This is a genomic window from Pantoea sp. C2G6 (genome assembly GCF_051336815.1).
Taxonomy (GTDB): Bacteria; Pseudomonadota; Gammaproteobacteria; order Enterobacterales; family Enterobacteriaceae; genus Pantoea.
In genome coordinates this window covers 17,429-40,745 of the sequence record NZ_JBGMNJ010000018.1, presented here as the reverse complement: position 1 = coordinate 40,745, position 23,317 = coordinate 17,429, and the positions used below count along the sequence as shown (strand labels likewise).

At 55.2% G+C, this 23,317-nt stretch carries 29 protein-coding genes; 14 read left to right on the top strand and 15 right to left on the bottom strand.

Translation table 11 applies throughout. The features are described 5' to 3' along the window. Positions 1–104: 104 nt before the first annotated feature. From ACCW71_RS18615 to fliF, 6 genes are read right to left on the bottom strand one after another with little or no spacing between them, the layout of a single operon-like run. Complete coding sequence (locus ACCW71_RS18615) at positions 105–1,385, bottom strand: flagellar hook-length control protein FliK (protein WP_436373957.1); 1,281 nt, start codon at positions 1,383–1,385, stop codon at positions 105–107. Beyond that, complete coding sequence (gene fliJ / locus ACCW71_RS18610; RefSeq protein ID WP_436373955.1) at positions 1,382–1,825, bottom strand: flagellar export protein FliJ; 444 nt, start codon at positions 1,823–1,825, stop codon at positions 1,382–1,384. The genes ACCW71_RS18615 and fliJ overlap by 4 nt, the downstream gene beginning before the upstream one ends. A gap of 26 nt (positions 1,826–1,851) precedes the next feature. After that, on the bottom strand, positions 1,852–3,213 hold the full coding sequence (gene fliI / locus ACCW71_RS18605; protein ID WP_436373953.1) for a flagellar protein export ATPase FliI: 1,362 nt from the start codon (positions 3,211–3,213) through the stop codon (positions 1,852–1,854). Continuing rightward, a complete protein-coding gene (gene fliH / locus ACCW71_RS18600) occupies positions 3,213–3,905 on the bottom strand; it encodes a flagellar assembly protein FliH (protein ID WP_436373951.1) in 693 nt (230 codons plus the stop codon). The genes fliI and fliH overlap by 1 nt, the downstream gene beginning before the upstream one ends. Beyond that, positions 3,898–4,890 carry a flagellar motor switch protein FliG gene (gene fliG / locus ACCW71_RS18595; RefSeq protein ID WP_436373949.1) on the bottom strand — a complete coding sequence of 331 codons (993 nt, stop codon included), beginning with the start codon at positions 4,888–4,890 and terminating at the stop codon, positions 3,898–3,900. Before fliG ends, fliH begins: the two co-directional genes overlap by 8 nt. Continuing rightward, entirely contained in the window at positions 4,887–6,623 is a 1,737-nt protein-coding gene (gene fliF, locus ACCW71_RS18590) for a flagellar basal-body MS-ring/collar protein FliF (RefSeq protein ID WP_436373948.1), read from the bottom strand. Before fliF ends, fliG begins: the two co-directional genes overlap by 4 nt. A gap of 232 nt (positions 6,624–6,855) precedes the next feature. Between fliF and fliE the strand changes: the two genes are divergently transcribed. Then, complete coding sequence (gene fliE, locus ACCW71_RS18585; protein ID WP_436373946.1) at positions 6,856–7,167, top strand: flagellar hook-basal body complex protein FliE; 312 nt, start codon at positions 6,856–6,858, stop codon at positions 7,165–7,167. Between the two features lie 164 nt (positions 7,168–7,331). On the opposite strand, the gene ACCW71_RS18580 is transcribed toward fliE, so the two are convergent. Beyond that, entirely contained in the window at positions 7,332–7,658 is a 327-nt protein-coding gene (locus ACCW71_RS18580; protein WP_436373944.1) for a four-helix bundle copper-binding protein, read from the bottom strand. Positions 7,659–8,126: 468 nt separating this feature from the next. Between ACCW71_RS18580 and ACCW71_RS18575 the strand changes: the two genes are divergently transcribed. Further along, the gene (locus ACCW71_RS18575) at positions 8,127–8,468 is read left to right on the top strand and encodes a hypothetical protein (RefSeq protein WP_436373942.1); all 342 of its coding nucleotides are present in this window, start codon (positions 8,127–8,129) and stop codon (positions 8,466–8,468) included. A gap of 145 nt (positions 8,469–8,613) precedes the next feature. Here ACCW71_RS18575 and ACCW71_RS18570 read toward each other — a convergent pair whose 3' ends face one another. Beyond that, the gene (locus ACCW71_RS18570; protein WP_436373940.1) at positions 8,614–8,814 is read right to left on the bottom strand and encodes a hypothetical protein; all 201 of its coding nucleotides are present in this window, start codon (positions 8,812–8,814) and stop codon (positions 8,614–8,616) included. A gap of 288 nt (positions 8,815–9,102) precedes the next feature. On the opposite strand from ACCW71_RS18570, the gene ACCW71_RS18565 reads away from it, so the two are divergent. Continuing rightward, positions 9,103–9,351 carry a hypothetical protein gene (locus tag ACCW71_RS18565; RefSeq protein WP_436373938.1) on the top strand — a complete coding sequence of 83 codons (249 nt, stop codon included), beginning with the start codon at positions 9,103–9,105 and terminating at the stop codon, positions 9,349–9,351. Positions 9,352–9,415: 64 nt separating this feature from the next. Here the strand turns inward: ACCW71_RS18565 and ACCW71_RS18560 are convergent, their stop codons facing one another. Next, positions 9,416–10,048, bottom strand: coding sequence for a helix-turn-helix domain-containing protein (locus ACCW71_RS18560; RefSeq protein WP_436373936.1), 633 nt, complete (start codon positions 10,046–10,048; stop codon positions 9,416–9,418). Positions 10,049–10,182: 134 nt separating this feature from the next. Here ACCW71_RS18560 and ACCW71_RS18555 point away from each other — a divergent pair, with 134 nt between their 5' ends. The 3 genes from ACCW71_RS18555 to ACCW71_RS18545 all read left to right on the top strand — a co-directional run bounded on the left by ACCW71_RS18555 (position 10,183) and on the right by ACCW71_RS18545 (position 11,310). Continuing rightward, complete coding sequence (locus ACCW71_RS18555; RefSeq protein ID WP_436373934.1) at positions 10,183–10,569, top strand: hypothetical protein; 387 nt, start codon at positions 10,183–10,185, stop codon at positions 10,567–10,569. Further along, entirely contained in the window at positions 10,553–10,894 is a 342-nt protein-coding gene (locus ACCW71_RS18550) for a hypothetical protein (RefSeq protein ID WP_436373933.1), read from the top strand. The genes ACCW71_RS18555 and ACCW71_RS18550 overlap by 17 nt, the downstream gene beginning before the upstream one ends. Before the next feature lie 149 nt (positions 10,895–11,043). After that, positions 11,044–11,310: a hypothetical protein gene (locus ACCW71_RS18545; RefSeq protein WP_436373931.1), complete on the top strand. Its 267-nt coding sequence runs from the start codon at positions 11,044–11,046 to the stop codon at positions 11,308–11,310. Positions 11,311–11,348: 38 nt separating this feature from the next. On the opposite strand, the gene ACCW71_RS18540 is transcribed toward ACCW71_RS18545, so the two are convergent. Next, a complete protein-coding gene (locus tag ACCW71_RS18540) occupies positions 11,349–11,588 on the bottom strand; it encodes a DinI-like family protein (protein WP_003854508.1) in 240 nt (79 codons plus the stop codon). Between the two features lie 175 nt (positions 11,589–11,763). On the opposite strand from ACCW71_RS18540, the gene iraP reads away from it, so the two are divergent. Next, positions 11,764–12,063 (top strand): anti-adapter protein IraP, encoded by a 300-nt coding sequence (gene iraP, locus ACCW71_RS18535; protein WP_436373929.1) that lies wholly within the window; start codon positions 11,764–11,766, stop codon positions 12,061–12,063. Between the two features lie 201 nt (positions 12,064–12,264). On the opposite strand, the gene ACCW71_RS18530 is transcribed toward iraP, so the two are convergent. Then, positions 12,265–12,588 carry a DUF6388 family protein gene (locus ACCW71_RS18530; RefSeq protein ID WP_436373927.1) on the bottom strand — a complete coding sequence of 108 codons (324 nt, stop codon included), beginning with the start codon at positions 12,586–12,588 and terminating at the stop codon, positions 12,265–12,267. A 241-nt stretch (positions 12,589–12,829) separates the two neighbouring features. On the opposite strand from ACCW71_RS18530, the gene yedD reads away from it, so the two are divergent. Then, on the top strand, positions 12,830–13,303 hold the full coding sequence (yedD, locus tag ACCW71_RS18525; protein WP_436373925.1) for a lipoprotein YedD: 474 nt from the start codon (positions 12,830–12,832) through the stop codon (positions 13,301–13,303). 62 nt (positions 13,304–13,365) lie between these two features. Here the strand turns inward: yedD and amyA are convergent, their stop codons facing one another. The 4 genes from amyA to fliD form a co-directional block, all read right to left on the bottom strand. Further along, positions 13,366–14,847, bottom strand: a complete 1,482-nt coding sequence (amyA, locus tag ACCW71_RS18520; RefSeq protein WP_436373923.1) for an alpha-amylase — start codon at positions 14,845–14,847, stop codon at positions 13,366–13,368. A gap of 101 nt (positions 14,848–14,948) precedes the next feature. After that, the gene (gene fliT / locus ACCW71_RS18515) at positions 14,949–15,314 is read right to left on the bottom strand and encodes a flagella biosynthesis regulatory protein FliT (RefSeq protein WP_436373921.1); all 366 of its coding nucleotides are present in this window, start codon (positions 15,312–15,314) and stop codon (positions 14,949–14,951) included. Further along, the gene (gene fliS, locus ACCW71_RS18510; RefSeq protein WP_436373919.1) at positions 15,314–15,721 is read right to left on the bottom strand and encodes a flagellar export chaperone FliS; all 408 of its coding nucleotides are present in this window, start codon (positions 15,719–15,721) and stop codon (positions 15,314–15,316) included. The genes fliT and fliS overlap by 1 nt, the downstream gene beginning before the upstream one ends. An 8-nt stretch (positions 15,722–15,729) precedes the next feature. Then, positions 15,730–17,145, bottom strand: coding sequence for a flagellar filament capping protein FliD (gene fliD, locus ACCW71_RS18505; RefSeq protein ID WP_436373917.1), 1,416 nt, complete (start codon positions 17,143–17,145; stop codon positions 15,730–15,732). A 337-nt stretch (positions 17,146–17,482) separates the two neighbouring features. Between fliD and ACCW71_RS18500 the strand changes: the two genes are divergently transcribed. From ACCW71_RS18500 to fliZ, 6 genes are all read left to right on the top strand, one after another. Beyond that, a complete protein-coding gene (locus tag ACCW71_RS18500) occupies positions 17,483–18,682 on the top strand; it encodes a FliC/FljB family flagellin (protein ID WP_436373915.1) in 1,200 nt (399 codons plus the stop codon). Positions 18,683–18,845: 163 nt separating this feature from the next. Beyond that, positions 18,846–20,048, top strand: a complete 1,203-nt coding sequence (gene fliB / locus ACCW71_RS18495; RefSeq protein ID WP_436373913.1) for a flagellin lysine-N-methylase — start codon at positions 18,846–18,848, stop codon at positions 20,046–20,048. A gap of 227 nt (positions 20,049–20,275) precedes the next feature. Further along, the gene (locus ACCW71_RS18490) at positions 20,276–20,593 is read left to right on the top strand and encodes a glycosyltransferase family 25 protein (RefSeq protein ID WP_436373911.1); all 318 of its coding nucleotides are present in this window, start codon (positions 20,276–20,278) and stop codon (positions 20,591–20,593) included. 160 nt (positions 20,594–20,753) lie between these two features. After that, complete coding sequence (locus ACCW71_RS18485; protein ID WP_436373909.1) at positions 20,754–21,722, top strand: HNH endonuclease signature motif containing protein; 969 nt, start codon at positions 20,754–20,756, stop codon at positions 21,720–21,722. A gap of 144 nt (positions 21,723–21,866) precedes the next feature. After that, the gene (locus ACCW71_RS18480) at positions 21,867–22,589 is read left to right on the top strand and encodes an RNA polymerase sigma factor FliA (RefSeq protein ID WP_128084334.1); all 723 of its coding nucleotides are present in this window, start codon (positions 21,867–21,869) and stop codon (positions 22,587–22,589) included. Positions 22,590–22,639: 50 nt separating this feature from the next. Beyond that, complete coding sequence (gene fliZ, locus ACCW71_RS18475) at positions 22,640–23,143, top strand: flagella biosynthesis regulatory protein FliZ (RefSeq protein WP_436373907.1); 504 nt, start codon at positions 22,640–22,642, stop codon at positions 23,141–23,143. Positions 23,144–23,317 lie beyond the last annotated feature (174 nt).

Here is a 23,317-nt window from a genome sequence, read left to right as displayed (position 1 = left end):
ATGGGCAAGCCTCTCGGCTCACGGGACAGATTATCCCGCGTCTTAAGTCAAACAATGGGAAGAAAAGACGCGGGTTTTACGCTTACCTTCAGCGTTTGTCGCTGTCAGGCAAAAGTGTCGACGGCGCCATTGCCGTTGAGACGCGCCTGAAGGGCGGCGGGAACGGCGATAGGCGTGATGTCGGTGTCACTGTCCTGGGAGAGGGAGAAGCGGCCATGCTGTCCATCGCGGCGCGCCTCCTGCTGCTGCTGGAAGCTCTGGCCTTGCGCGGAACTGTCACTGCTCACCTGACTCTCGCCCAGGTTGATCCCGCTCTCTGCCAGCGCGCTGCGCAGCTGCGGGATCGCGGCTTCCAGCGCCGCTCTGACGTGGCTATGGCTGGAAACCAGACTAATTTGTGCCTGATCGTTATCCAGTTTCAGGCTGATCTGGATAGCGCCGAGGTCGGCCGGATGTAACCGCAGTTCGGCGTTCTGCATGCCGTTACGGCTGAACATCACCACCTGCTGACTCAGCGCCTGCTGCCACTCGTCGCTGCCCAGCTGCGCGTTCAGCATCGGCGTGGATGGCGTGCTGCTGGTGGCGGAGGCGGTCACCGGTGCGGGCAGGCTGCTGGCGCTGGTGATCGGCGTGCTGGTGCTGAGCGCGTTATCGCTGGCGCTGGCTTTACTCGCGCCCTGATCATCCTGCTTTAACATGCTGCTCAGCGCCTGCTGAAAACTGCTGTCGGGCGTCAGGCCGCCGCTGGTGGCGCTCTGTGCAGCTGGCGCGGCAGACGAGGCTGGCGTGTTCGCGCTGCTCACACCGGGCGAGGTCAGGGCGCTGCTTTTCGCGTCCGCCTTCGCATCCTTGCCCTGCACGTCACCCGACTGGCTGCCGCTGACCATCTGCGTCAGTGAGGCGAGCGTTTTACGGCTGGTATCACCCTGCGTCATCAGCTCGCCTGACTCGCTGCTCACCGCACTGGCGTTAACGCCCGTCGCGCTGGCCGCGACCGGTAACATGGCGAACAGCGCCTGCACATTCTGCATCTCACTGGCGCTTAAGGTTGCCGCTTCCGGCTTGTCTTTATCATCGGCTGATTTTGTGCCGGCTTTAATATTTTCCGGTTTAATCAGCGCCGTCAGCGCCGCCGGATTATCCAGCGCCGCCATCAGGGCGTTCAGGGGGGTAGAGGAGCGGGCGTTGTCTGCGGTTTCTGCTTTGGCATCAGCGGATTGCGCCGCTTTTCCCGGCTGTTTTGCCAGGCTGAGTAACTGGTTTCCCAGCGCGGTCAGAAAAGCGTGCGGCAGGGCGTCGGCACCCGCCGCGGCGTCCGTGGAAACTGATGTATCGGCGTCGGTTTTCACCGCCGCTTTTGTGGCAATGTGTGGCAGCGTAATCATTCGCCTCTCCTCAATGCGGCCCGTTGGGCAAATTCGTCCATCCGTTTCTGGTCGAGACGGTTTTCCTGTCGTAATGCGTTTTCCGCTGCCCGCGTAATCAGGGTCTGATAAGCGTTGAGCCGCTGCTGTTTGTCACGCCAGTTGATCAGCGCCTGCTCCAGCCGCTGATTCCAGTTGTTGAGCTGGTTGCGGTGCTGCTCAATCGCTTTTTCCAGCGTCTGAATAAACTGGTGATAGTTGGTCCAGCGCGTACTGGCGATGCCGCTCGACATGTCATCGTTAAGCTTGTTGCGGTATTCGTCCTGATAGTCGAGCAGCATGGTCAGCTGCTCGCTGGCGGCGTGCTGACCGCGACGCATATCGCCTAAATAGATGGCCGCGCGCTCCAGATCCTGCTCCGCCAAGTCGCGCAGCGTATCGATGGCATTTGCTGTTTTCATTGCCGTTACCTCGCGTTAATCGTTGTCTAGCCGAACAGCGCATGCAGATGCAGGCTGGCATCGTCGTAATCACTGCGCTCAAAAATGCCCTGTTGCAGGAAGGCTTCCATCTGCGGATAGAGCTTGATCGCTTTATCCAGCATCGGGTCGCTGCCTGCGGCATAAGCGCCGACGCTGACCAGGTCGCGGTTACGCTGAAAACTGGAGAGCAGCTGCTTAAACTGGCGCACCCGCGCGTAGTGCTGCTCATCAATCAGCGAGGTCATCGCACGGCTGATCGAGGCTTCAATGTCGATCGCCGGATAGTGACCCGCTTCCGCCAGCCGCCGCGACAGCACAATGTGGCCGTCGAGAATGGCGCGCGCCGAGTCAGCGATCGGGTCCTGCTGATCGTCACCTTCGGTCAGGACGGTATAGAAGGCGGTGATTGAGCCGCCGCCGTCGATGCCGTTACCGGCACGCTCAACCAGCGCCGGCAGTTTGGCGAACACCGAAGGCGGATAGCCTTTGGTCGCTGGTGGCTCTCCGATCGCCAGGGCGATCTCACGCTGCGCCATGGCGTAGCGGGTCAGGGAGTCCATAATCAGCAGCACATGCTTGCCACGGTCGCGGAAATCTTCGGCGATGCGGGTGGCGTAGGCAGCTCCCTGCATACGCAGCAGCGGCGAGACGTCAGCCGGTGCGGCAATCACCACAGAGCGGGCGCGGCCTTCCGCGCCAAGAATGTTCTCGATAAAATCTTTTACTTCGCGACCACGCTCGCCAATCAGCCCGACCACGATCACATCCGCTTCGGTGTAGCGCGCCATCATGCCGAGCAGCACGCTTTTACCCACGCCTGAACCGGCGAACAGCCCCATACGCTGGCCGCGTCCCACCGTCAGCAGGGCGTTGATGGCCCGGACGCCGGTGTCCAGCACATCGGTGATCGGGGTGCGCTGTAACGGGTTAAAGGGCGGGGTGATCAGCGGGGCGCGATAGCCGGTATCGGGTGACGGCAGACCGTCCAGCGGCCGGCCACTGCCATCCAGCACGCGACCCAGCAGCTGTGGCCCCAGCATCAGCTGTTTGCCCGCCTGCGGATTTTCACCATTCTGACGCGCATAGACCCGCGCGCCCGGTAAAATGCCATCCACCTCTTCCAGCGGCATCATCAGCAGTTTCTGGCCGTTGAATCCCACCACTTCGCTTTCGATCTCGCTGATGGTTTTGCCGTCATTGCGTTCAATCACGCAGGTCGCCCCCAGCGGCAGCTGTAAACCGGTCGCTTCCAGCACCAGACCGGTAGCGCGGGTTAAGCGGCCGTAGCGACGCACCGGCTGCACCTGACAGATGCGATTTTCAAAGGCGTCGAGCGCCCCTAACCAGCGATTCAGGCGGGTGGTCATTACACTTCTCCCGGGGCGGCGAGGCGGCAGAGTTCCTGCCAACGCGTGGCGACGCTGGCATCGAGATCGCCATCTTCCGCGCTGAGTTTGCAGCCGCCAGGGTGCAGGCTGCTGTCAGCCAGCAGACGCCAGCCGTGCAGATCCAGCGTCGGGCCCAGCGTCTGCTCAATACGTTGTAAGTCGTCGGGGTGGACCCGCAACTGCGGCTTGCCGGTGAACATCGGTTCCTGTTGCAGCAATCCCTGAATCTGGCGCAGCAGGGCGGAGCCATCCACGGTGGTCGCCTGGCCGATAACCGACCGCGCGGCCTCCAGCGCCAGCTGCATCAGCCGGGCCGCGATCACGCTATCCAGCGATTCCAGCGTGTTCTGAAACTCTGTCACCAGCTGCTGCATCCGCGCCTGTAAGGGGGCCTGCTGCTGCTGCGCATCGGCCAGCCCCTGCTGAAAACCGGCGTCATAGCCCGCTTTCTGCCCTTCGGCAAAGCCCTGCTGATGACCTTCGTTATAGCCCTGGCCCTGCGCCTCTTTGCGCATCTGCTGTTGCAGGCGTTCAAGCTGCTGTTGCTGCTCATCCACGCCCTCATCAAATTCGAGGATCTCCGGTTGCGGCTCCGGTTCAGGCTGGTCGGAACGCCCTAAATCGTTGGGCTGCCACAGCTGCCAGGGGCGGGCAGAAAATGCATCAGACATACGTTTCCTCGCCACCACCAATCACCATCTCGCCTGATTCGGCCAGGCGGCGTACCACCAGCAGGATCGCTTTCTGCTCGTTCTCCACGGCGGACATCCGCACCGGACCCCGGTTGGCCAGATCGTCGCGCAGAATATCGGCGGCGCGGGCTGACATGTTTTTGAGGAACTTCTCGCGCAGTGGCTGCTCGGCACCTTTCAGCGCTACCAGCAGCTGTTCCGACTCCACTTCCTGCAACAGACGCTGGATGCTGCGGTCGTCCACTTCCACCAGGTTTTCGAACAGGAACATCTCGTCGATAATTTTCTGCGCCAGTTCGCCATCGAAGTCGCGTACCGCTTCGATAACCGCCTCTTCCTGCTGCGTTTTCATCAGGTTGATGATCTCGGCTGCGGTTCTCACGCCGCCCATCTTCGCGCGCTTGAGGTTGGTGCCATCCAGCAGGCCGTTCAGCACTTCGGTCAGTTCGGCCAGCGCGGCTGGCTGTACCCCACCAAAAGTGGCGATACGCAGCATCACGTCGTGACGCAGACGCTCGTCGAACAGCGCCAGAATATCCGCCGCCTGGCCACGTTTGAGGTGTACCAGGATGGTGGCGATAATCTGCGGGTGCTCGTCGCGAATCAGGTCGGCAGCGGCCTGCGGCTCCATAAAGTTGAGCGTTTCCATGCCGCTGGTGGTTTCGCGCGTTTCGAGAATATCTTCCAGCAGGCTGGCGGCGCGCTCTTCGCCCAGCGCCCGGGTCAGCACGGAGCGCAGGTATTCGTTGGAGTTGAGGCTCAGCGCCGCGAACTGCTCGGCGTCTGCTTCGAACTCACGCAGCACTTCGGTCAGCTGTTTGTGCGACACCTGACGCATGTTGGCCATCGAGGCGCTCAGGTGTTGCACTTCGCGCTGGTTCAGGTGTTTGAAAACTTCCGCTGCGCGCTCTTCGCCGATGGTCATCATCAGGATGGCGCTTTTTTCGGTTCCGGTCAGACTCATAGCTCTTTACTCATCCATTCGCGAATCACCAGCGCAACAACGCGCGGATCGTTTTCAGACATGTCGCGGATGCGTTGACTCATCACTTCTGCGCTCATGCGGTTGTTAGACTTACGTTCCTGATCCAGCTCATCTTTGCTGAGCTGCACACTAAAGGCTTCCTCTTCCACCTGCTCATTCGCCCGGGCTGCGGCCGCTTCTGCGATGGCTTTCTCAGCCGCCTGTTTGCGTACCAGATGCGGACGTACCAGTTTGCGGTAGAGAATGAAGGCCACCAGGGCAACCAACAGCCATTTACCGGCTTCCATCAGCTGATCAAAGAATGACTGCTGCTGCCAGAAGGGAAGATCGGTGCTCATCGGTTCGGTGGTGTTGAACTGCGAGTTCACCACGTTGATGCTGTCGCCACGGGTCTGGGAGTAGCCCATCGCTTCGCGGGTCAGATCTTCAATCTGCTTCAGCTGCTGCTCATTCAGCGCAACGGCTTTGCCTTTATCATCGGCGCGGAAGTTCACGACCACCGCCACCGACAGACGCTGCACGTCGCCGACGTTGAGTTTGGTATGACGGATGGTGCGGTCCAGCTCGTAGTTCACCGTTTCATCGCGACGCGAGTTGGTTGGCGTCGAACTGGCGGCGGCGGTGCTGGTGGTCTGGGTTCCGTTGTTCGCGGCGTTGTTCTGACCGTTGGCATTCTGGCCATTGGCGTTCTGACCATTCGCGCCATTGTTAGGTGTATTTACCGGCGCGGTGTTGGCTGGCGCAGGCTGATTCGAGAGCGCGCCTGGCACGCCGCCCGGATAGGGGCTGCCGGACTGATCGCTGCTGCTGCTCTGACGTGAGCGGACCGCCGTGGCGGACGGATTGGCGTTAGGCTGATATTTCTCGTCGGTCTGCTCGCTGGTATCGAAGTTGATCTGCGCGGTGACCTGCGCATGGACGTTGCCCTGGCCGAGAATCGGATTCAGGATCGCTTCAATACGCTGCTGATAGCGCGCTTCCACTTCGGCGGCATACTTCAGCTGCGCGTCATTCAGATCGCGTCCGGCCGCATCAGAGCGGGTCAGCAGGCGACCCGCCTGATCAACCACGGTGACGTTGCCTGGCGGTAAACCGGCGACGCTGCTTGAAACCATGTGGGCGATCGCCTGAATCTGACCTTCATCCAGCGCGCGGCCAGGTTGCAGCGTCAGGGTGACAGAAGCGGAAGGGGCTTTCTGCTCACGCACAAACAGGGTTGGTTTTGGCATCGCCAGATGAACCCGGGCGCTTTTCACCGGGCCGAGGGATTCGATGGTGCGGGCGAGTTCGCCCTCCAGTGCGCGCTGGTAGTTAACCTGCTCGCTGAACTGGCTGATACCGAACTTCTCTTTATCCAGCAGCTCGAAGCCCACCGATCCGCCTTTTGGCAGACCCTGCTGAGCCAGACGCAGACGCAGCTCATGCACGTTGGCTTCCGGCACCATCAGTGCGCCGCCGTTTTCGGCGAAGCGATAGGGGATGTTCATCTGCGTCAGCTGAGTGACGATGGCGCCGCCATCCTCATCAGAGAGGTTGTTATAGAGCACGCTGTAGCTGGGCTGCTTCGCCCAGAGCACCATCGCGATCACTATCGCGATCACCGCCGCAGCGGCGACGATTAAAGGAATACGCGGATTTGCGCGCAGGCGAGCGAGAAGGTCACCGAAGCCTTTCTTTTCTTGATCTGGTGTGGCGGCTGCACTCGCATTCATGACCGATTCCTGCCTGACGTAATTGACCGGGTAAGTTGAGATGGCAAAACAGACTCCCTGACCTGCGTAAATAGAAATTCCACTTCAATGCCAGGCATTATTTGTTGAAACGGAAAATTCGATGGCTGGATAAGGTAGGTTTTTTGCTGTTATTTAGCGCCTTTGTCTTATTGACAACGTGCTAACTTTGCCACCACTGATGAATTACACCCCCATGAAAGAGGTAACGTGAATGTCCATTCAGGCAATTGACGGTGTGTTACAGCAACTTCAGATGACCTCGTTGCAGGCCAGCAACCGCAGCAGCGAAGCCACTAACCAGATCGATTTTGGCGCGACCATGAAAGCCGCGCTGGATAAGATCAGCGAAACCCAGACCACTGCCCGCACCCAGGCGCAGGATTTTGAAATGGGGAAACCGGGCATCGCGCTGAACGATGTGATGGTCGACCTACAGAAATCATCTATCTCAATGCAGATGGGCATCCAGGTCAGGAACAAGCTGGTGTCGGCGTACAGCGATATTATGAATATGCAGGTGTAGTGGAAGAGGCGACTCAGGCTGAATGATGCAGAGCGGCACCCGGCGCAGCAACGTAACGGGGAGTCGGGCCGCAACAGAGGATCAGAGGTGACGCCCGCGGGAGGCTTTGCGCGTATCCCGGAGAGAAAGAAACCCGCTCGGGGGCGGGTTTTTGCCTGCTGCGGTTAAGCAGCCATGCTGCGACACTGCTCTGCACAGTGATGGCAGGCTTTGGCGCACGCCTGACAGTGGTCATGGTGATGCTGTCCGCATTCATCGCCACATTTCTGGCAAACTTCAGCACAGAGCTTGCAGAGCTCTTTCGCAAACTCACTTTGCAGCGTCATAAACTGTGCAGCCAGACGGCAGAGATTGGCGCACTGCATATCCATGCGAATGCATTCACGCATCATCTCCAGATTTTCTTCTTGCAGGCATGACGCGGCGCAGTGGTCACATGCCGCCGCACACAGGTAGCAGGCTTCAATGCATTTTTTATATTCGTCTGACATAGTCTCTCCTTGGTCGGGGGTGTCTGCTAAGCCTGGGAAACAATGTCTGATTATGCAAATGATGAAGATGTTAATGACTTTTTCTGCATTACCGGGAGTTCCAGGGCGGCGCCTCTTCAGCAACAGCGCACCGGCGGCAGATCGCCCGGCATCGGGACTATTTTACTGGCATTAGTTACAACAACCTCTAACCGGCAATCTGTTTAGACTGCGCGAAGATGTGATACCCATAGCGGAATCTGGCTGAGTCATCCGGGGCCGGAGCGGGCAAAAGCAGGGGAGGGAAGATAGGCTGAAGCGCTTAAGGGTGCTTTCCGGTTACTCTGCGCTGAATGTCGCTGAGCCTGTCGGGCGCGCTCCGATTTACGTTAAATGGCCAGTCACTGGCTATACTGTTCCGCATTCACAGCCGTCAGCAGATAACCTCTTCTGGCGCACGTTACCCACCCTTTGCCGGACGTCTGAACAATGATAAAAAAATGCCTCCTGATAGCGGCTCTGTTTGCGTTATCTGCCAGTGCCTTCTCTGCCACGCAGTGCGGGCCTTTTCTTTTTAAAGCGGACAGTAAAGGCTGGTTTTCAGTCAACGGTGAGCGCGCGAAAAGTCAGAAGGTCGCTTTTCACAAAGAGAAGGGTGACTACGACAACGCGACGGTCAGATTGCAGGTTAAAAACAGCAAAGCGCCCGGCATGCTGGATATGGAGCAGACGCTGAGTGACGGCAAGGGGATATTAAGGGCAGAAATCGTTCGCACCAGCCAGAGTCAGATACGCATCCGTGGTGCTTATGATTGTGACAAGGTGGAATAGACCTCACGGCATCGGCGGTCAGAAAGGGAATGACTCCTGAACAATCGCAGCAGAAAAAGGATTGTCACTGGTGATGCTGGCGCAGAATTGCGCAGGCTATTCTGAAGACCAGACCTGGCGCGCCCGATTCAGGGCGCGCAGGCTGTTAATCCGCCTGATACGGATCTTTTTTATCATCTTCACTGTCATCATTCTTACGTGGAACTTCGCCATGATCTTTTGGCGCGTCAGTAGCGGGATGATCATCCTCTTCATAGGCATTGCCCGCGTTAGGGGCGGCTTCCGGCAGGCTTTTGCTCACTTCACCTTCGTGTTTACGTTCTTCATTCGTGTTGTGTTTAAACATGAGTCGCTCCTTGGGTTCCAGTCTCTTAAGTCTAGACCAGCCAGCCCATCCCGATAGCCGCATCTGATTTTAGTTAACAAAAAGCCTGCGCCGGACGGGCCAGCCGGCGCTTCTCACCTCCCTGCTTTGCGTTTCTGTCGCTACCGTCGCGCTATGCCAACGGCAGGAGTCAGCAACGTGAACAGACAAAAGGTCATGACGCAGGTCACAAGCTGTTCGATTAATAAATTCGATTGAACGGATTAATAAAAAGCATATAGTGACCTGCGTTACCAGGAGATAGAAATTATGTTACGAGACTATTTAAAGATTGAAGCTGAAGATCAGCTGGTAGAAAAAGATTGCCGAAGCCTGAAAAATCGCGGCCAGGAAGAGATCACCGAATGGACCATTGTGAATGCCCGGGGTGAGAAAAAGGGCGGCGTGAAACTGTTTGATAAACTCAGCACCCGCCGCTCATGGCCGGTAAATTACCGGATTATGCAGACCGACATGCAGGGCAATGTGGTTGTCGATCGGCTGACTGAAGCCCTGTAATCCTCTGCTGTTTGCCGTAGTTTTGCTGTGCGTTGAAAAATTTAACCCGCCTATGGCGGGTTTTTTATTGCTGACGATAGCGGCGCAGCTCCACCACGGTGCCCAGCAGCGTCAGCGCATCCTGATCGGAGTGCAGCAGCGGATAGTTGATATTGGCGGGGGCCAGTTCAAACAGCGGCTGGTCATTGACCGTGCTGCGCTGCCGCCAGGTGCGCAGCAACAGCCTGGTGTGCTGTAACGCGGCCACGGTGTCGCCGGGCAGGGGAGAGACGCAGGGATCAACAATCGCCACATCCAGTGGCAATATCGCCGGCGTCATCGCCTGCTCATCCACCCGCACGGCAAAGCTCTGCTGAGAGAGCGCCATGTCGTTGTGCATCAGTAATTCATGCTTAACCTGACTGGCATCGCTGCGCCAGTGCGCGACGTCACGCTGAGCGAGCAGCGGGATCTGATAAAGCCCGGCCCAGGCGTTTTCACTAAAAACAGGGCCATCTCCGTCTATCAGAAAAGCGGGTGCGCACCCCAACGCCTCAGCCAGCCGCAGCAGGTTTTCACCGCGCGGCAGCGTTTCCTCTTTTTCCCACTGCGAAATCGCCACGTGGGAGACTTTCACCTGCTGCGCCAGCTGTTTCTGCGTCAGTTCCAGGGCTTTTCTGCGGTGGCGAATGCGGTCGCCTAACGTTTCGTTTTTCATCAGCTTGACTTGTGATTAAGAATGGCTTAAGTATACTTAAGCCTGGTATTTAAGCAATCTTAAATTTCATGCGGGGAACGTGTTTTTTGCACGCAATTAAGTTCCAGTGACCTTACCGGATAAAGGGGTGTGGCATGGAGAGTAGTCTGATTACCAGTATGGGGGCGCTCGTTCTGGGCGGGGGCGCAGCGGCGTTGTTCTGGAAACCGCTTCTGGCAGGGATCGCGTCAATCGTGACCAGCAATCGTGCCGGGGGTGAAATTATCACCAGCTACAAAGAGCAGGTGGTCCTGCTGAAAGAGAGCAACCTACGCATCAGGGAAGAGAACGATGAGCTTCGTCAGCGGCATGACAAAAATCTGCGTCGTATCTCGACGCTCGAAACCGATCTTCGGCTAATCAAAAACGCCGTCGGTATTTTACTGGCAATGACGGAAACCGATCACAGCGACAAGTTTCGCAATGAAGTCGATCGGCTTATCTCAACTCTGGAGGATCGCAGCGATGGCCTCGATAAATAGCACTCTGGCTCCCATGTTCTACCGGCGCAAAGTCATTCTCGGCGGTATTCTGCTCAGCTGCTCAATGATTTGTGTCCTGATGACGATTCTGTTTCTGTATGTCAGTAACGCGGCCAATAAGCGGGTAGAGGAGATCCGCAAAGATTATCGCGATGTCGCGGCGCGACGTGATGCCAGGGTTGATCTGCTCACCGATCAGGTCAGAAAGTTGCAGCATAAGCTGGATGCGATACCGGAACGTACCGCCGATCAGACGGTCAACAAGGTGAAAGAGGTGGTGATCGAAAGTGAACCCTCTGCGGGAAAAATGAACAGGAGACCGTAACTTCCGATTATTCTTAGTGCGGCTTCGCTATTATCGACTAGTTTTAAATCTTCGGGCAACATTTGTATCTGAATGCGGCCCGTTGATTGGCCGGTTAGTGAACCGCTAAGCCCGATCACTTTGGATAAACGATCAAAAGGATAATAAGCATGAGCGATTCAACAGAAACTAAGACCAAAACCGACTACCTGCGTGACGTAGCCTCTCAGCTGAAAGAGATGCGCCACTATGCGCAGACCAATACGGAGACACTTTCCAGCCATTGGCTGGCATTTGATGCCGGTGAATACAAAGACAAAACCAATGCTGACCGTATTGATGCCTTGCTGAACAAGCAGGGGAAACTGCTGGAAGATCTGGATGCCGCTATTCAGGACATCGAGATTGAAATTAATCACAGCGAGCAGGAGAGCTAAGCTATCTCCCGCTAACTGATGCGGTGGCCGCTAAGGGATTAATCGGCCACCAGCCACATTTCCGCTTCGTCGAACATCTCTTCAACAATCCGCGCAACTGTCGCCTTATCGTTCTTACTTAAATCGGTATCAATCGCATTACGCTCCATCGGCTTAACCTTGACTTCAATGTCAGGAAACACCCGATGCACCCGCTTCTCCAGCTCCTCACGAATCATTTCACGAGCACCCGGCAAACCGGCAACGTTGCGCTTGTCATAAATCAATTCAACAAACATGATGGCAATCCATTCAGGGCAAAATCGCTGACATATAATACTGTAAATAAAAACAGTAGCAAGGCGGCGCGCGTGATTTCACGTAAATTTTTATGTCGTCGCCAGCTCAATCTTCGACTGGCAAAATGCGTCAGCATCACGACATAATGGCGGCTTACTTTTCAGGAGATTTGCGATGCGACAACTGGTTATTGATATTCTGCTAAAACTGGCAAAGATGGACGTCGACGCGAAGGAGCTGACGGCCCAGCTTGAAGCGCAGTCACTGCTGGTTGCGGCGCTGCTGGTGCAGGCGAAACAGGATAACTCGCTGACTATCACCGAAACCGTTCAGGACGCCATTGTCACCGCATCTCGCTCATCCACCGAGTTTCTGCAATCTGATGTCGATCTGCTGCTGACGCACATCAATCGTCTGCTGGCGGTGGCGAAGTATGTGGAAGTGAAGGGGAAAGCGACGGAAGATGAAGGGTAAGGGCGGATAAAAAATTCGCCTCTGGAGGTAGAAATCAGACCACACCTACAGAGGCAGTGCATCAGCACTATTCGTTAAAGGTCAATCACGACCTGAGTCGCAGGCTGACGTTATCCGCTTTCATGCAGTTAGTACAACCTTATCCGCAGCGCTGACACTGGTTGGAGGTGTATGACCAATGCATCTTCAGCGCAACGCTGATTACAGCTCGTTTTTAATGCAAAACTCTTCCCAGCTCATCCCCAGCGACGCCGCGTGGGATTTGAGATAAGTTTCAATCGCCTCGGCGGCCACCGCTTTATCCGGCTCAGCCAGCTGAATAGAAAAGATCATCCCATCCAGATTTTTCTGCCGTAAAAAGGCGGCATAGATACGTTCCGCATGCCATTCACGCAACTGACGCAGCGACAGATTGGCGGCGCGGGCATCGCTTTCGGTTAACTCATCAAGGGCAGCCTGGAAATCGGGGTGCGCGGTAAAAAACATCTCACGCGCCTGCGCGTAGTAAGCTTCTGGCGTTTTCATCTTCGGATTCCTGAAAGTCTGTTGCAGCGCGCCAGTGTAGCGGGTTGCGCCCGAGTTGTCAGGAGCCGCGGCGCGGTCAGCGCTGGGGCATCCCGCTGTGACCAGGCGGTTACGGGGTCTGCTGACCGGTAAACAGTGACGCAGCGATGCGCGGGTGATGGCACAATCGCGCAGACACCTTGCGCTACAGAGTGGAAAAATTATAACGTAGCCGCCATTGACGCGATCTTAGGGATTTAACATGAAAAAGTGGATGCTGATTGCCGCGCTGGCGCTGAGCGGTTGTGCGCAAATCAACGATTACAGCAGCGCGGTGCAGACGCCGGCACCGGCTAATCTGCAAGGGAACTGGCAAAGTAGTGGCCCACAAAGCAATCTGATTAGCGATCAGGCGATCGCCAGCCTGATTGTCAATGCGGATGGCTCAACGCTGGACTGCCGTCAGTGGCAACGGGTAATCGCTAAGCCGGGCAAGCTGACGCTGCTGAGTCAGGACTACGTTAACGTGACGCGGCAGAACCGGGTGATGCCACTGGAGGCTGAAAACGGTGAGCTGAAATATGACGGGCTGACGCTGCGTAAAGTGGCGCGTCCGACCCTGGAGTGCCAGCAGGCGCTGGAAGAGGTGGCAAAGCAGCCGAAAGCCACGGTGATCCAGAATATCGAGCCGCAGCTGCTGCGCACGGCGATTACCGAGAATAACGCCCGGTCGTAAATGCGCTGACAGGTGAAAGAAAAAGCCCCGGCAGGGCAGACCCGCCGGGGCTTTTTTCACTGTTATTCCGCGACAACCCAGACGCTGACGCTGCCCCCGTTACAGGTAAACAGCGCCGTGCCGTGCTCATCCGCGGTAATGGTCTCTTCACGGTTAGCCAGATGGTCACGCCACACCTTACCGGCGTAGCTTTCGCCCATCGGCACGCTTTTCTCGCCCGCTTCCCCATTGGACATAATCACCACACAGCCCGGCTGCGTTTCCGTGCCGCTGCGGCTGAAGGCGACGCAGTTCGGGTGATCAAAGTAGTCAGTCTGTACGCCCCAGCCATACTGCTGACGCGCGCGGATCAACCCTTCCAGTTCCGGGATCACCGGCATTTCAACCTTATGCTTCTCACCGTCGCCGCCTTCATCTTCATAAGTGGCCCCGAACAGATCGGGATAGAAGATGGTCGGCACACCCTGCTCACGCAGCAGGATCAGCGCGTAGGCCAGCGGTTTAAACCAGGCTTCGACTGGGGCTTCAAGCGATTGCAGCGGCTGGGTGTCGTGGTTGGCCACAATCGTCACCGCATGCCACGGGTCGGCCACCACCAGTGAGTTGGCAAAGATCTGGCTCATATCGTAGGCGCTGCCCGCCGTTGACGCCTGATGAAAGTTCATGTGCAGCGGCGCATCAAACAGCATGGTTTTGCCTTCCACCTGATGCACATACTCCTGCAATTTCTCCGTTTCAAACGACCAGTATTCGGCGACGATAAACATCGGCTCTTCGGCCACTTCCTGGATGTGATCGATCCACGCCTTATAGAACCAGGCCGGAATATGCTTCACCGCGTCCAGCCGGAAACCGGTGCAGGGAACCTGTTCCATCACCCAGCGCGCCCAATACTTCAGCTCTTCACTGACCGCGTTGTTACGGAAATCGATGTTGGCGCCCATCAGATAGTCAAAGTTGCCCAGTTCATTATCGACCTGGTCGTTCCAGCCTTCGGCGGTGTAGTCATTGATGATTTTGAATACCCCATTTTCATCCGGGTTTTCGATATGGTCAACGCCGCTGAAGCATTTGTGGTCCCAGACAAATTTGGAATATTGTCCGTTGCGTACCGGAAAGGTGAATTTGGTCCAGGCTTCGCACTCCACCACCTCGTCGTAGATTTCATCCCGGTTGTCCGGGTTGACGCGGTTGATGCTGATAATCTCTTTCTCGTCTGCGCCCATTTTATGGTTCAGCACCACATCCAGCAGCACGCCGACGTTATGGCTGCGCAGCGCTTCCGTTGCCGCCAGTAACTGCTGTTTGTCGCCATATTTGGTGGCAACGCTGCCTTTCTGGTCAAATTCACCCAGGTCGAACAGGTCATAGCTGTCGTAACCCACAGAATAGCCGCCCGATTCCCCTTTGTAACATGGCGGCAGCCACGCCATGGTGATACCGATTTCGCTGAGCCAGGCCGCCCGATCGGCGATTTCAGGCCACAGTTTGCTGCCATCCGGGTAATACCAATGGAAAAACTGTAATAACGTTGGGTTTTGCATGTACCACACTCCAGGGGATGATGAGAATCAAGTATGGAGTAAGCGGCAAAAAAGAGACGCCGCGCAGAAAAATAAATCTGGCGGCGTGATAACGCAGGGGATCAGGAGAGGGTTTCGCGCGGCACCATCACCACGCCGCCTTGCTTGCCATAGGCGGACAGCACCGATTTCTGGCGGCTGCTCTGACCCACCAGTGAGGCCAGCTCATCCATCCGCGCCTGCAACAGACGTTTAACTTCACTTTCATTATCCAGGATATGACGCAGTACCGGGCGTAACTGCTCCAGCGCCTGGGCAGACGGCGGGGCGGTCTCGGTTGACTGAGCTAAGTTTTGCACCGCGCTGACATATTCCATCTCTCGGCTGATCAATTCATCCCATTCGCCCTGTGCTGCGTGGCGCAGCATCCCCTGGCTGAGATCGAGTAACTGCTGGTAAACGGTAATCAGATGCGGTGCAATAGTCATTAAACGGCGTCCTGAATCAGGTTAGGTTGAACCACTTCTTTCCATGCGTCCGCAATGTTGCGCAGTAAGCCTTCGACTTCTTCGATGGCTGCAACATCATTGTGCAGGTTGGCATGCAACAGTCGACGGGTCATGTAGTTGTAAAGATCCAGCAGATTATCTGCCAGCTCATCACCACGGTTATCCGCAAGCCCCTCTTTCAGGCCCGCTTCAATGATATTGATGGCTTTGGAGAGAGACTTGCCTTTGCCTTCAATATTGCCATCCTGCATAAACAGGCGGGCGCGGATTAGCGCGCTCAGTGCGCCGTCGAACAGCATCACCACCAGCTGCTGCTGGCTGGCGCTCATCACGGCGCTTTCTACGCCAATTTGTGCATAGGCTTTGGTGCCTGTAGCGCTGTACATGGTCACTCCTACGATTTAGTGGAAGAACTTGAGGTGTCGAACTGCTGCGTCAGATAGGTGCTGGTCGAGTTCAGTTTACTGATGGCCATATCCAGCTGAGTAAACTGCGTCTTATAACGTGCAATATCCGCATCGATGCGATCGCTGGTGGTGTTATAGAGCGCGGTTAAGTTATTCAGCGTTTTACTGACGCCATCGGTAGCGGCCTGGACGATCCCTTTAGAGGACAACCATTCCGTCAGTTTACTGTCAATTTTTGCGGTGATTCCGGTTTTACCATCTCCCACAATCATCTCTTTCACGCCAGCGGCATCTTTATCCAGGGCGGCACTGAGCTTGGTCGAATCCAGCTTCAGTGAGCCGGTCGTCGGGTCTGTGGTGACGCCAATCTGTCCCAGTGATTTATACGCAGATGAACTCTGTGCGTTGGTCAGCATACTTTTCAGCTGGGTCTGGATAGTGCGCAGCGTGCTGTCACCCAACAATGCACCATTGCTGCTGTCCTGCGAATCAGTATTGGTATCGACCTTGGTGTATTTGGTCAGCGTATTGAACTGATCCAGCAGGGTGTTATAGGCATCCACCCAGCTGCTGATGGCGCTGGAGGCTTTTGAGGTGTCTTTGGTGATCGTCAGGGTCTGATCGCCGACCGTCTGCGCAGTCAGATTCAGGGTGATCCCTTCCAGCGCATCGCTGATCTGGTTGCTGCTGTTCTCAATCGCCACGTTGTTGACGGTCAGTTTGGCGTTCTGTGCCGCCACGCTTTGCGTCATCACATTGCTGCTGGCAGAGGCGTCATAACCTATCACCCCTTGCAGCGTATCGTCACCAGTGACGGCGATTGTCGACACCGCATTGTCGCTGCCGGTTTTATTCGCGCTGACGGAGAGACGGAAGCTGCCGTCTGAAACTTTAATAATGCTGGCGGTCACGCCGGCATTGGCACCGTTGATGGCGTCACGCATGCCGGTCAGTGAGGTCTGCTCGCTGGTGAGGCTGACACTTTTGCTGGTGCCATCTTTTAAGGTAATCGCGATGCTGCGGCTGGCCACGCTGCTGTCACCCAGCGCGGCCGTGTTGCTGCTCTGTACCGCTGAGGTGAGCACCTGCGCCTGCGCCAGCTGAGTGACGTTAATCGCATATTTACCGGCGACGGTGCTGCCAGAGGTGGTGGCACTGAACGCGGTGGTGCTGCTGGCCGCGGTTGTGGCGGTAAACAGATCGGCGCTGTTCAGCTTGGTGTTCGCGGTCTGGAACGTGGTCAGTGCGCTTTTCAGGGTGGAATAGGCACTGAGCTTGGCGGTATAAGCCGTCTGCTGCGTTGAAATAGGTTTGAGTGAGGCTTTTTCTGCGGTCTGCAAACTGTCAAGCATGGTACTGAGTGGCAGGCCGGAACCCACACCGAGGTTGCTAATACTAGCCATGTTAATTCCTTTATAAGGTCGACAGGGAAAGTGAATAGCTGGGTTATCGGCCTCGATTAAGGAAAGTTTAAGGTTATTTGCCTTAGGGTAATGGGTTAAATAAGCACTATAAAGAAGGGCAATTCAGTGGCTGGAAAATTTATGAATCAGGTCTAAAGAACTCCGGCGGGGTGGCGATAACTTAAAACGTGACAGGCAGAAGCAAAAAAGTTCGCCTGGTACTAAAAAAATTCTAAAGGTTGTGAAACGGCAGACGATAACAACTTTGACGGCGCTGAAGCCGGCGGGTTGAAGCCCACACCTTAACCGAAAGACTTGATTAACAGGAAAATTTATCATGGCCCAAGTCATTAATACCAACAGCCTCTCGCTGATCACTCAGAACAACATCAACAAGAACCAGTCAGCTCTGTCTACTTCAATGGAGCGTCTGTCTTCTGGTTTACGTATCAACAGCGCTAAAGATGACGCTGCTGGTCAGGCAATTGCCAACCGTTTCACCTCTAACATCAAGGGCCTGACTCAGGCTGCTCGTAACGCCAACGACGGTATCTCTGCTGCGCAGACCACTGAAGGCGCGCTGTCAGAAATCAACAACAACTTACAGCGTATCCGTGAGCTGACCGTACAGGCTTCAAGCGGTACTAACTCAGATTCTGACAAATCTTCAATCCAGGACGAAATCAAATCACGTCTGGACGAAATCGACCGCGTATCTGGTCAGACTCAGTTCAACGGCGTGAACGTGCTGGCTAAAGATGGCTCAATGAAAATTCAGGTTGGCGCTAACGATGGCGAAACCATCACCATCGACCTGAAGAAAATTGACTCTTCTACTCTGAAACTGGATACCTTCAATGTGAATGGTCCACAGGGTACACCAACTGCGGCAACTGCTGCTGACTTCCAGTCAGTTTACGGTTCTACCAGTAACGTGAGCAAAGCGACCGTTGCAGAAGGTACGGCTGACAGCCTGGCAACCCGTCTGGGTGTCGCTGCGGCTAACGTCACCGTAACAGCTGACAAAGTTTACAAAGATGACAACGGCAACCTGTTTGCTAAAGTCAACGTCGCTTCAAGCAGTGCTGCGGAAACCAACAGCCTGAAAGCGAACGGCTTCGACATCGCTAACGGTTCTAACCAGGATTTCTATGTTGCTGTCGATGCACAGTCAGCCGCAACTACTGCTGGTGGTGATACCGCTGCGTTCACGCTGGATACGGCTAACATGAGCCTGTCTAGCCTGACCTCTGGTTCAACTGCTGATCCACTGAAAAAACTGGACGAAGCAATTGCCAGCGTTGACAAGTTCCGTTCTTCACTGGGTGCGATTCAGAACCGTCTGAACTCAGCGGTAACTAACCTGAGCAACACCACCACGAACCTGTCAGCTGCACAGTCTCGTATTCAGGATGCTGACTACGCAACTGAAGTTTCAAACATGTCTAAAGCGCAGATCGTACAGCAGGCGGGTAACTCAGTGTTGGCGAAAGCTAACCAGGTTCCACAGCAGGTTCTGTCTCTGCTGCAAGGCTAATCGTCTTCTGACTCAATTCAAAACCCCGCCTTGGCGGGGTTTTTTTATGCTTACGATTAGCCTCGTTTTTCCCTGTTTCTCTGCCAATCAATCTTTTCTCTCTGTTTTATAATCCTGCAATGCGCCTCATTCTTCTTAAGTACCTCTGTTAAGCAGGTAAACAATGAAAAATATTACCGTCGTTGAACCGCTTTTTGTCAGCGCCTTTAAGTGCATCGGCAGCGAATGTCGCGATCACTGCTGCAAGGGCTGGGACATTCACCTGGATAAACCCACGGTCAATCGCTATTTAAAATCCTCGCTGATTGAAATTAAAACGCTGGCGGCTGAGAACATCATTACCACGAGAAAAAGTTTTGCCAGCTGGGGAACCATGAAGCTTAATGCGGCCGGTAACTGCGCTTTTATGGATGAAAACCGGCTATGTAAAGTACATTCCAGCCTGGGCGCTGCGGCGTTGAGCAACACTTGCGCGACGTACCCCAGGGCAGCGAATACATTTAAATATGAACAACAAAAAACGCTGGCGCTCTCCTGCCCGGAGGCGACCCGGCAATTATTAGCCTCACCTGACGCGATGCTGTTCGGGGAGACCATCAGGCTACAACAGTACGGCAATAAAGCAAAAGAACTCGATCAGGAAAAGAAACTGCTGAATCTGATGTCTCTTAACATAGTTAAATACAGCGGTATCTATCTGGATGAGGCTTTTTATGCGCTGGCCAGCTTTCTGCTGGGCGTGGAGAAAGTGACGGGACAGGAGGAGCGGGTCGGTCAGCTTGAGACTCATTTTTCCCAGGCGCTCGACAGTCTGGTGCAGGGTGAAATCAGGCAGCAGCTTGACCAGATCAAGCCCGATCATAATCTGCAATGGTCACTCCTGTTGCGATTGCAGAGCTGGTTCAGTGGCATGGCGGACAAACGCGCATTTCCAACGCTGAATCACTACGTCAATAAGCTGATTTATATTCAGGCAGAAGGCGCGAAGACAGATGACGTCAGCCAGTCGATGATCAGGCTGGAAAATGTGTGGCAGAAACAGGTTATGCCCTGGTTCTCTGAGCGTCCCTGGATAATGAATAACTATATTCAGTATCGTATTTATGATGATTTCTTCCCTGGTGACGAAAGTCGTAGCCCATTACTGAGTTTATATCTGCTGACGGCAGAGTGGTTTTTACTTAAATCCCTGATTGCTGCCAATGTTGAAATGGTGGGGAAAATTAATGAAGAGGATATTATCAATATCATCTATAGCTATCATTCGATCACCAAGCATACTCCGCAGTCAGTCATGGCGTTTCTCGCTGAGATTAACAAGGTCAAAGTTAATGATGATCTTTCTTTAATCTACCTGCTTAAGTAACCCAGGACTCCGCGGCCGCGGAGTCCTGATTATCTTCACTTCCGAATGAGAGTGATTTTATCGGTAGTCAGAGGTTGTCACTCATCTAACGTATTATAGGGTTTCCCCTGAGCGGTATGCTTCTTGTTGCAGGCTTACTTTGCTCTTCGGAAACTCGCCCTGCATGAAAATCTTTCTCGTGAATCTCACGTCTTCCACCGGTCGCCGCGCGATGATTACCGCGCAGTATGAACGCGGGCCTTCAGTATGAAATTTTTCCGGCCATAAATGGCAAGGCATTAACCAAACAGGAAATTGCGCAACATACGCAGGCGCTTATCTATGGTTTTTGGCCTGGGGAAACAGGCTGCGCCCTGAGTCATATCGCTATTTATCGAAAAAGGTTGGATGAAAATATTGCTCAGGCATTCATTCTGGAAGATGACGCATTATTAACCGCCGGGTTGCCCGAAATGCGTTCCAGCCCGACTTACGACACTGCTTTCGCCGTACTATCGTTTAAGCAGATTGTGGATATGAAAGCCTCTCCGACTCCTCAGGAGTAACACGATTCTGCCGTCCAGCCCGATCGATCGGATAGCGTGATAAACGCCTGCTGCGAAAAGCGTGCGCCCGGCCACCGCCCCGCGGTTACAGTTCCTCCCACGCCTGCCGATAACTCTTCACATAACAACATCATTTTGATTTCAACTTTGTGGAGTGTCTATGCGCTTCAACTATGACCTGTTACCGGGCGAGCGGCTGACCTTTGAAGAGATCGCCCGGCGTTATGCTTTGCAATACCCCGATGATAAAGAGCTGACGGCGCGCGCCCTGCTGAGCCCATCAACCGGGCTGCGCACGCTGAAAATCCGTGCGGTGTTCGCGCAGGAAGAGAGCAACAGCCCGCTGGAGGACTTGTTGTTCATCTCCCATGACAACGAGCGTAAAAACTACCTGCGCCGCTTTGAGCACTACCTGAAGCAGAATCTCTCTTTCCTCTATTTCCGCCGCAGCGAAAACGAGAAGCGCGACAACCTGTGGAAGGTGATGGGCAGCAGCCAGGTTTTCGCGATGATCGATCCGCAATCCGCCACGGCACAAAATCTGCTGAACAGTCGCGGCTACAAACTGGTGCTGATGCATCAGGATGATGATGACGCTTACTGGCAGCTCTTCAGCCCACAGGCGGAGCCCTGTTTTCCGCAGTCGCAGCGTATCCAGTTCATCGTGGTGCTGAGTACGCCGCAGCACAAAGTCCCGGCGGCGGTGATGCCGGGTACGGAAGTCGGGCGTCGCGTCAAAGCACGGGTGCTGCAACGCGCCAGTCAGGCGGAATTCAGCGCCGGGGTTAAAGCCCGCTACGGCGCCTGTGTGATGACCGGAACCGAGCTGACTGAACGGCATAGCTGGCCGTGGGTGGAAGCCTGCCATATCGACACCCAGGAAGGTGATGATGGGATTCTGTTAGACAACAGCGTCGATAACGGCCTGTTTTTACGCAGCGACCTGCAACGACTTTTTATCAACCGACTGATTAGCATTGATGGTGAGTCGGGCGTCATAACTCTGCATCCCGGCGAAGATGCGCGGGAAAACATAAGCCCCTGGTATCAGGATCTCGAGGGCCGCGTCTGCTGTCTGTGGGCTGCGGTGCCGCCTGCCACACGGCAACGGCTACGCGACCGCCGCTAAGCCAGCTGTCAGCGTGCAGAAGGATCTGCGCTCTGACATAACAAAAATGAAATAACCTCGTTTTACCCCGCCTATTCAGCCAATCGATAACCCTACAGAATTGGATAATCATGCCGATAACTTCATTAACGCAGGGTAGTCAACGTGAACGATTTCTATACCGCCGAAGGCGTGATGGACAAGCATTCGCTCTGGCAGCGCTACGTGCCGCTGGTGCGCCATGAAGCGCTGCGTCTCCAGGTTCGCCTGCCGGCCAGCGTTGAGCTTGACGACTTGTTGCAGGCTGGGGGGATAGGGCTGCTGAATGCCGTAGAGCGTTATGACGCGCTACAGGGCACCGCCTTTACCACCTACGCCGTGCAGCGCATTCGTGGCGCAATGCTCGATGAGCTTCGCAGTCGGGACTGGGCACCACGCAGCGTGCGTCGTAACGCGCGTGAAGTGGCAGGCGCAATGCACAAAGTGGAACAGGCGCTGGGGCGTTCTGCCTCCGAGCAGGAGGTGGCGCAGCAGCTGAATGTCTCTATGGAGGAGTACCGGCAGATCCTGCTGGACACCAACAACAGTCAACTTTTCTCCTACGACGAGTATCGGGAAGAGCACGGCGACAGTGCGGAGCTGGTGACGGAAGGGCATGAAGAGGCCAATCCGCTTCATCAGTTGCTTGAAGGGAGTCTGCGTGAGCGCGTCATAGAAGCGATCGAAGCGTTACCCGATCGTGAAAAGATGGTGCTGACACTGTACTACCAGGAAGAACTGAACCTGAAAGAGATTGGCGCGGTGCTTGATGTCGGGGAATCCCGGGTCAGCCAGCTGCACAGTCAGGCGATTAAACGCCTGCGGGCCCGGCTTACGGGAGCGCGCTAGCAGTATCAGTTCCTGGCGATTCAAAATTATAAGAAACCGGGGACTCAGTAATGGGAGCCAAAACCAAGGCCAGACCGTTAAGTCGTTATCTTAAAGACTATAAACACAGCCAGAGCAACTGTTCACACTGTGGCAAGGTATTAGATCGAATGGCGCTCGTTTTTCGTGGCCAGATCATCAATAAAGAGGCCATCGCTCGGATGGACCAGATGATTGATGAGCAGCTGTGGCTGAAACTTCAGCCTGAACTGACCGCGCTTTGTCGTTTTTGTAGTGATATTTTTTGTAATACCCATCCTAATTACTTCGACATTATGGCGTTCAAACAATATCTGTTTGAACAGACAGAGATGAGCCCCAGCACCATCCGCGAATATGTGGTGCGGCTGCGTCGGCTGGATGAGATGCTGAAAGCGAAAAATTTCCCGGCCGACAGGCTGAAAGGGAATAGCTGGCATCAGTGTCTGGAGAGCGATCTGCCCGATGCCGGTAATAACAATTACCGCATCGCGCTGCGCAAGTACGATCAGTTTTTAGGCTGGCAGCAGGGGTAAACCCGCTCTGCGCCGAATGCTCCCCCGCGTGCCCGCGGCACGTCGTTTCGCTGTTTTCTGGTGGAGAGGGGGAGCGTGGCACAACGTTGCCGCCAGCCCTGCGATCCCCTGAATCAGGGTGATCCTTTCCCCATCTTCTGCAACACTGTAAGGATCATTCCCGTGCCCGACTGG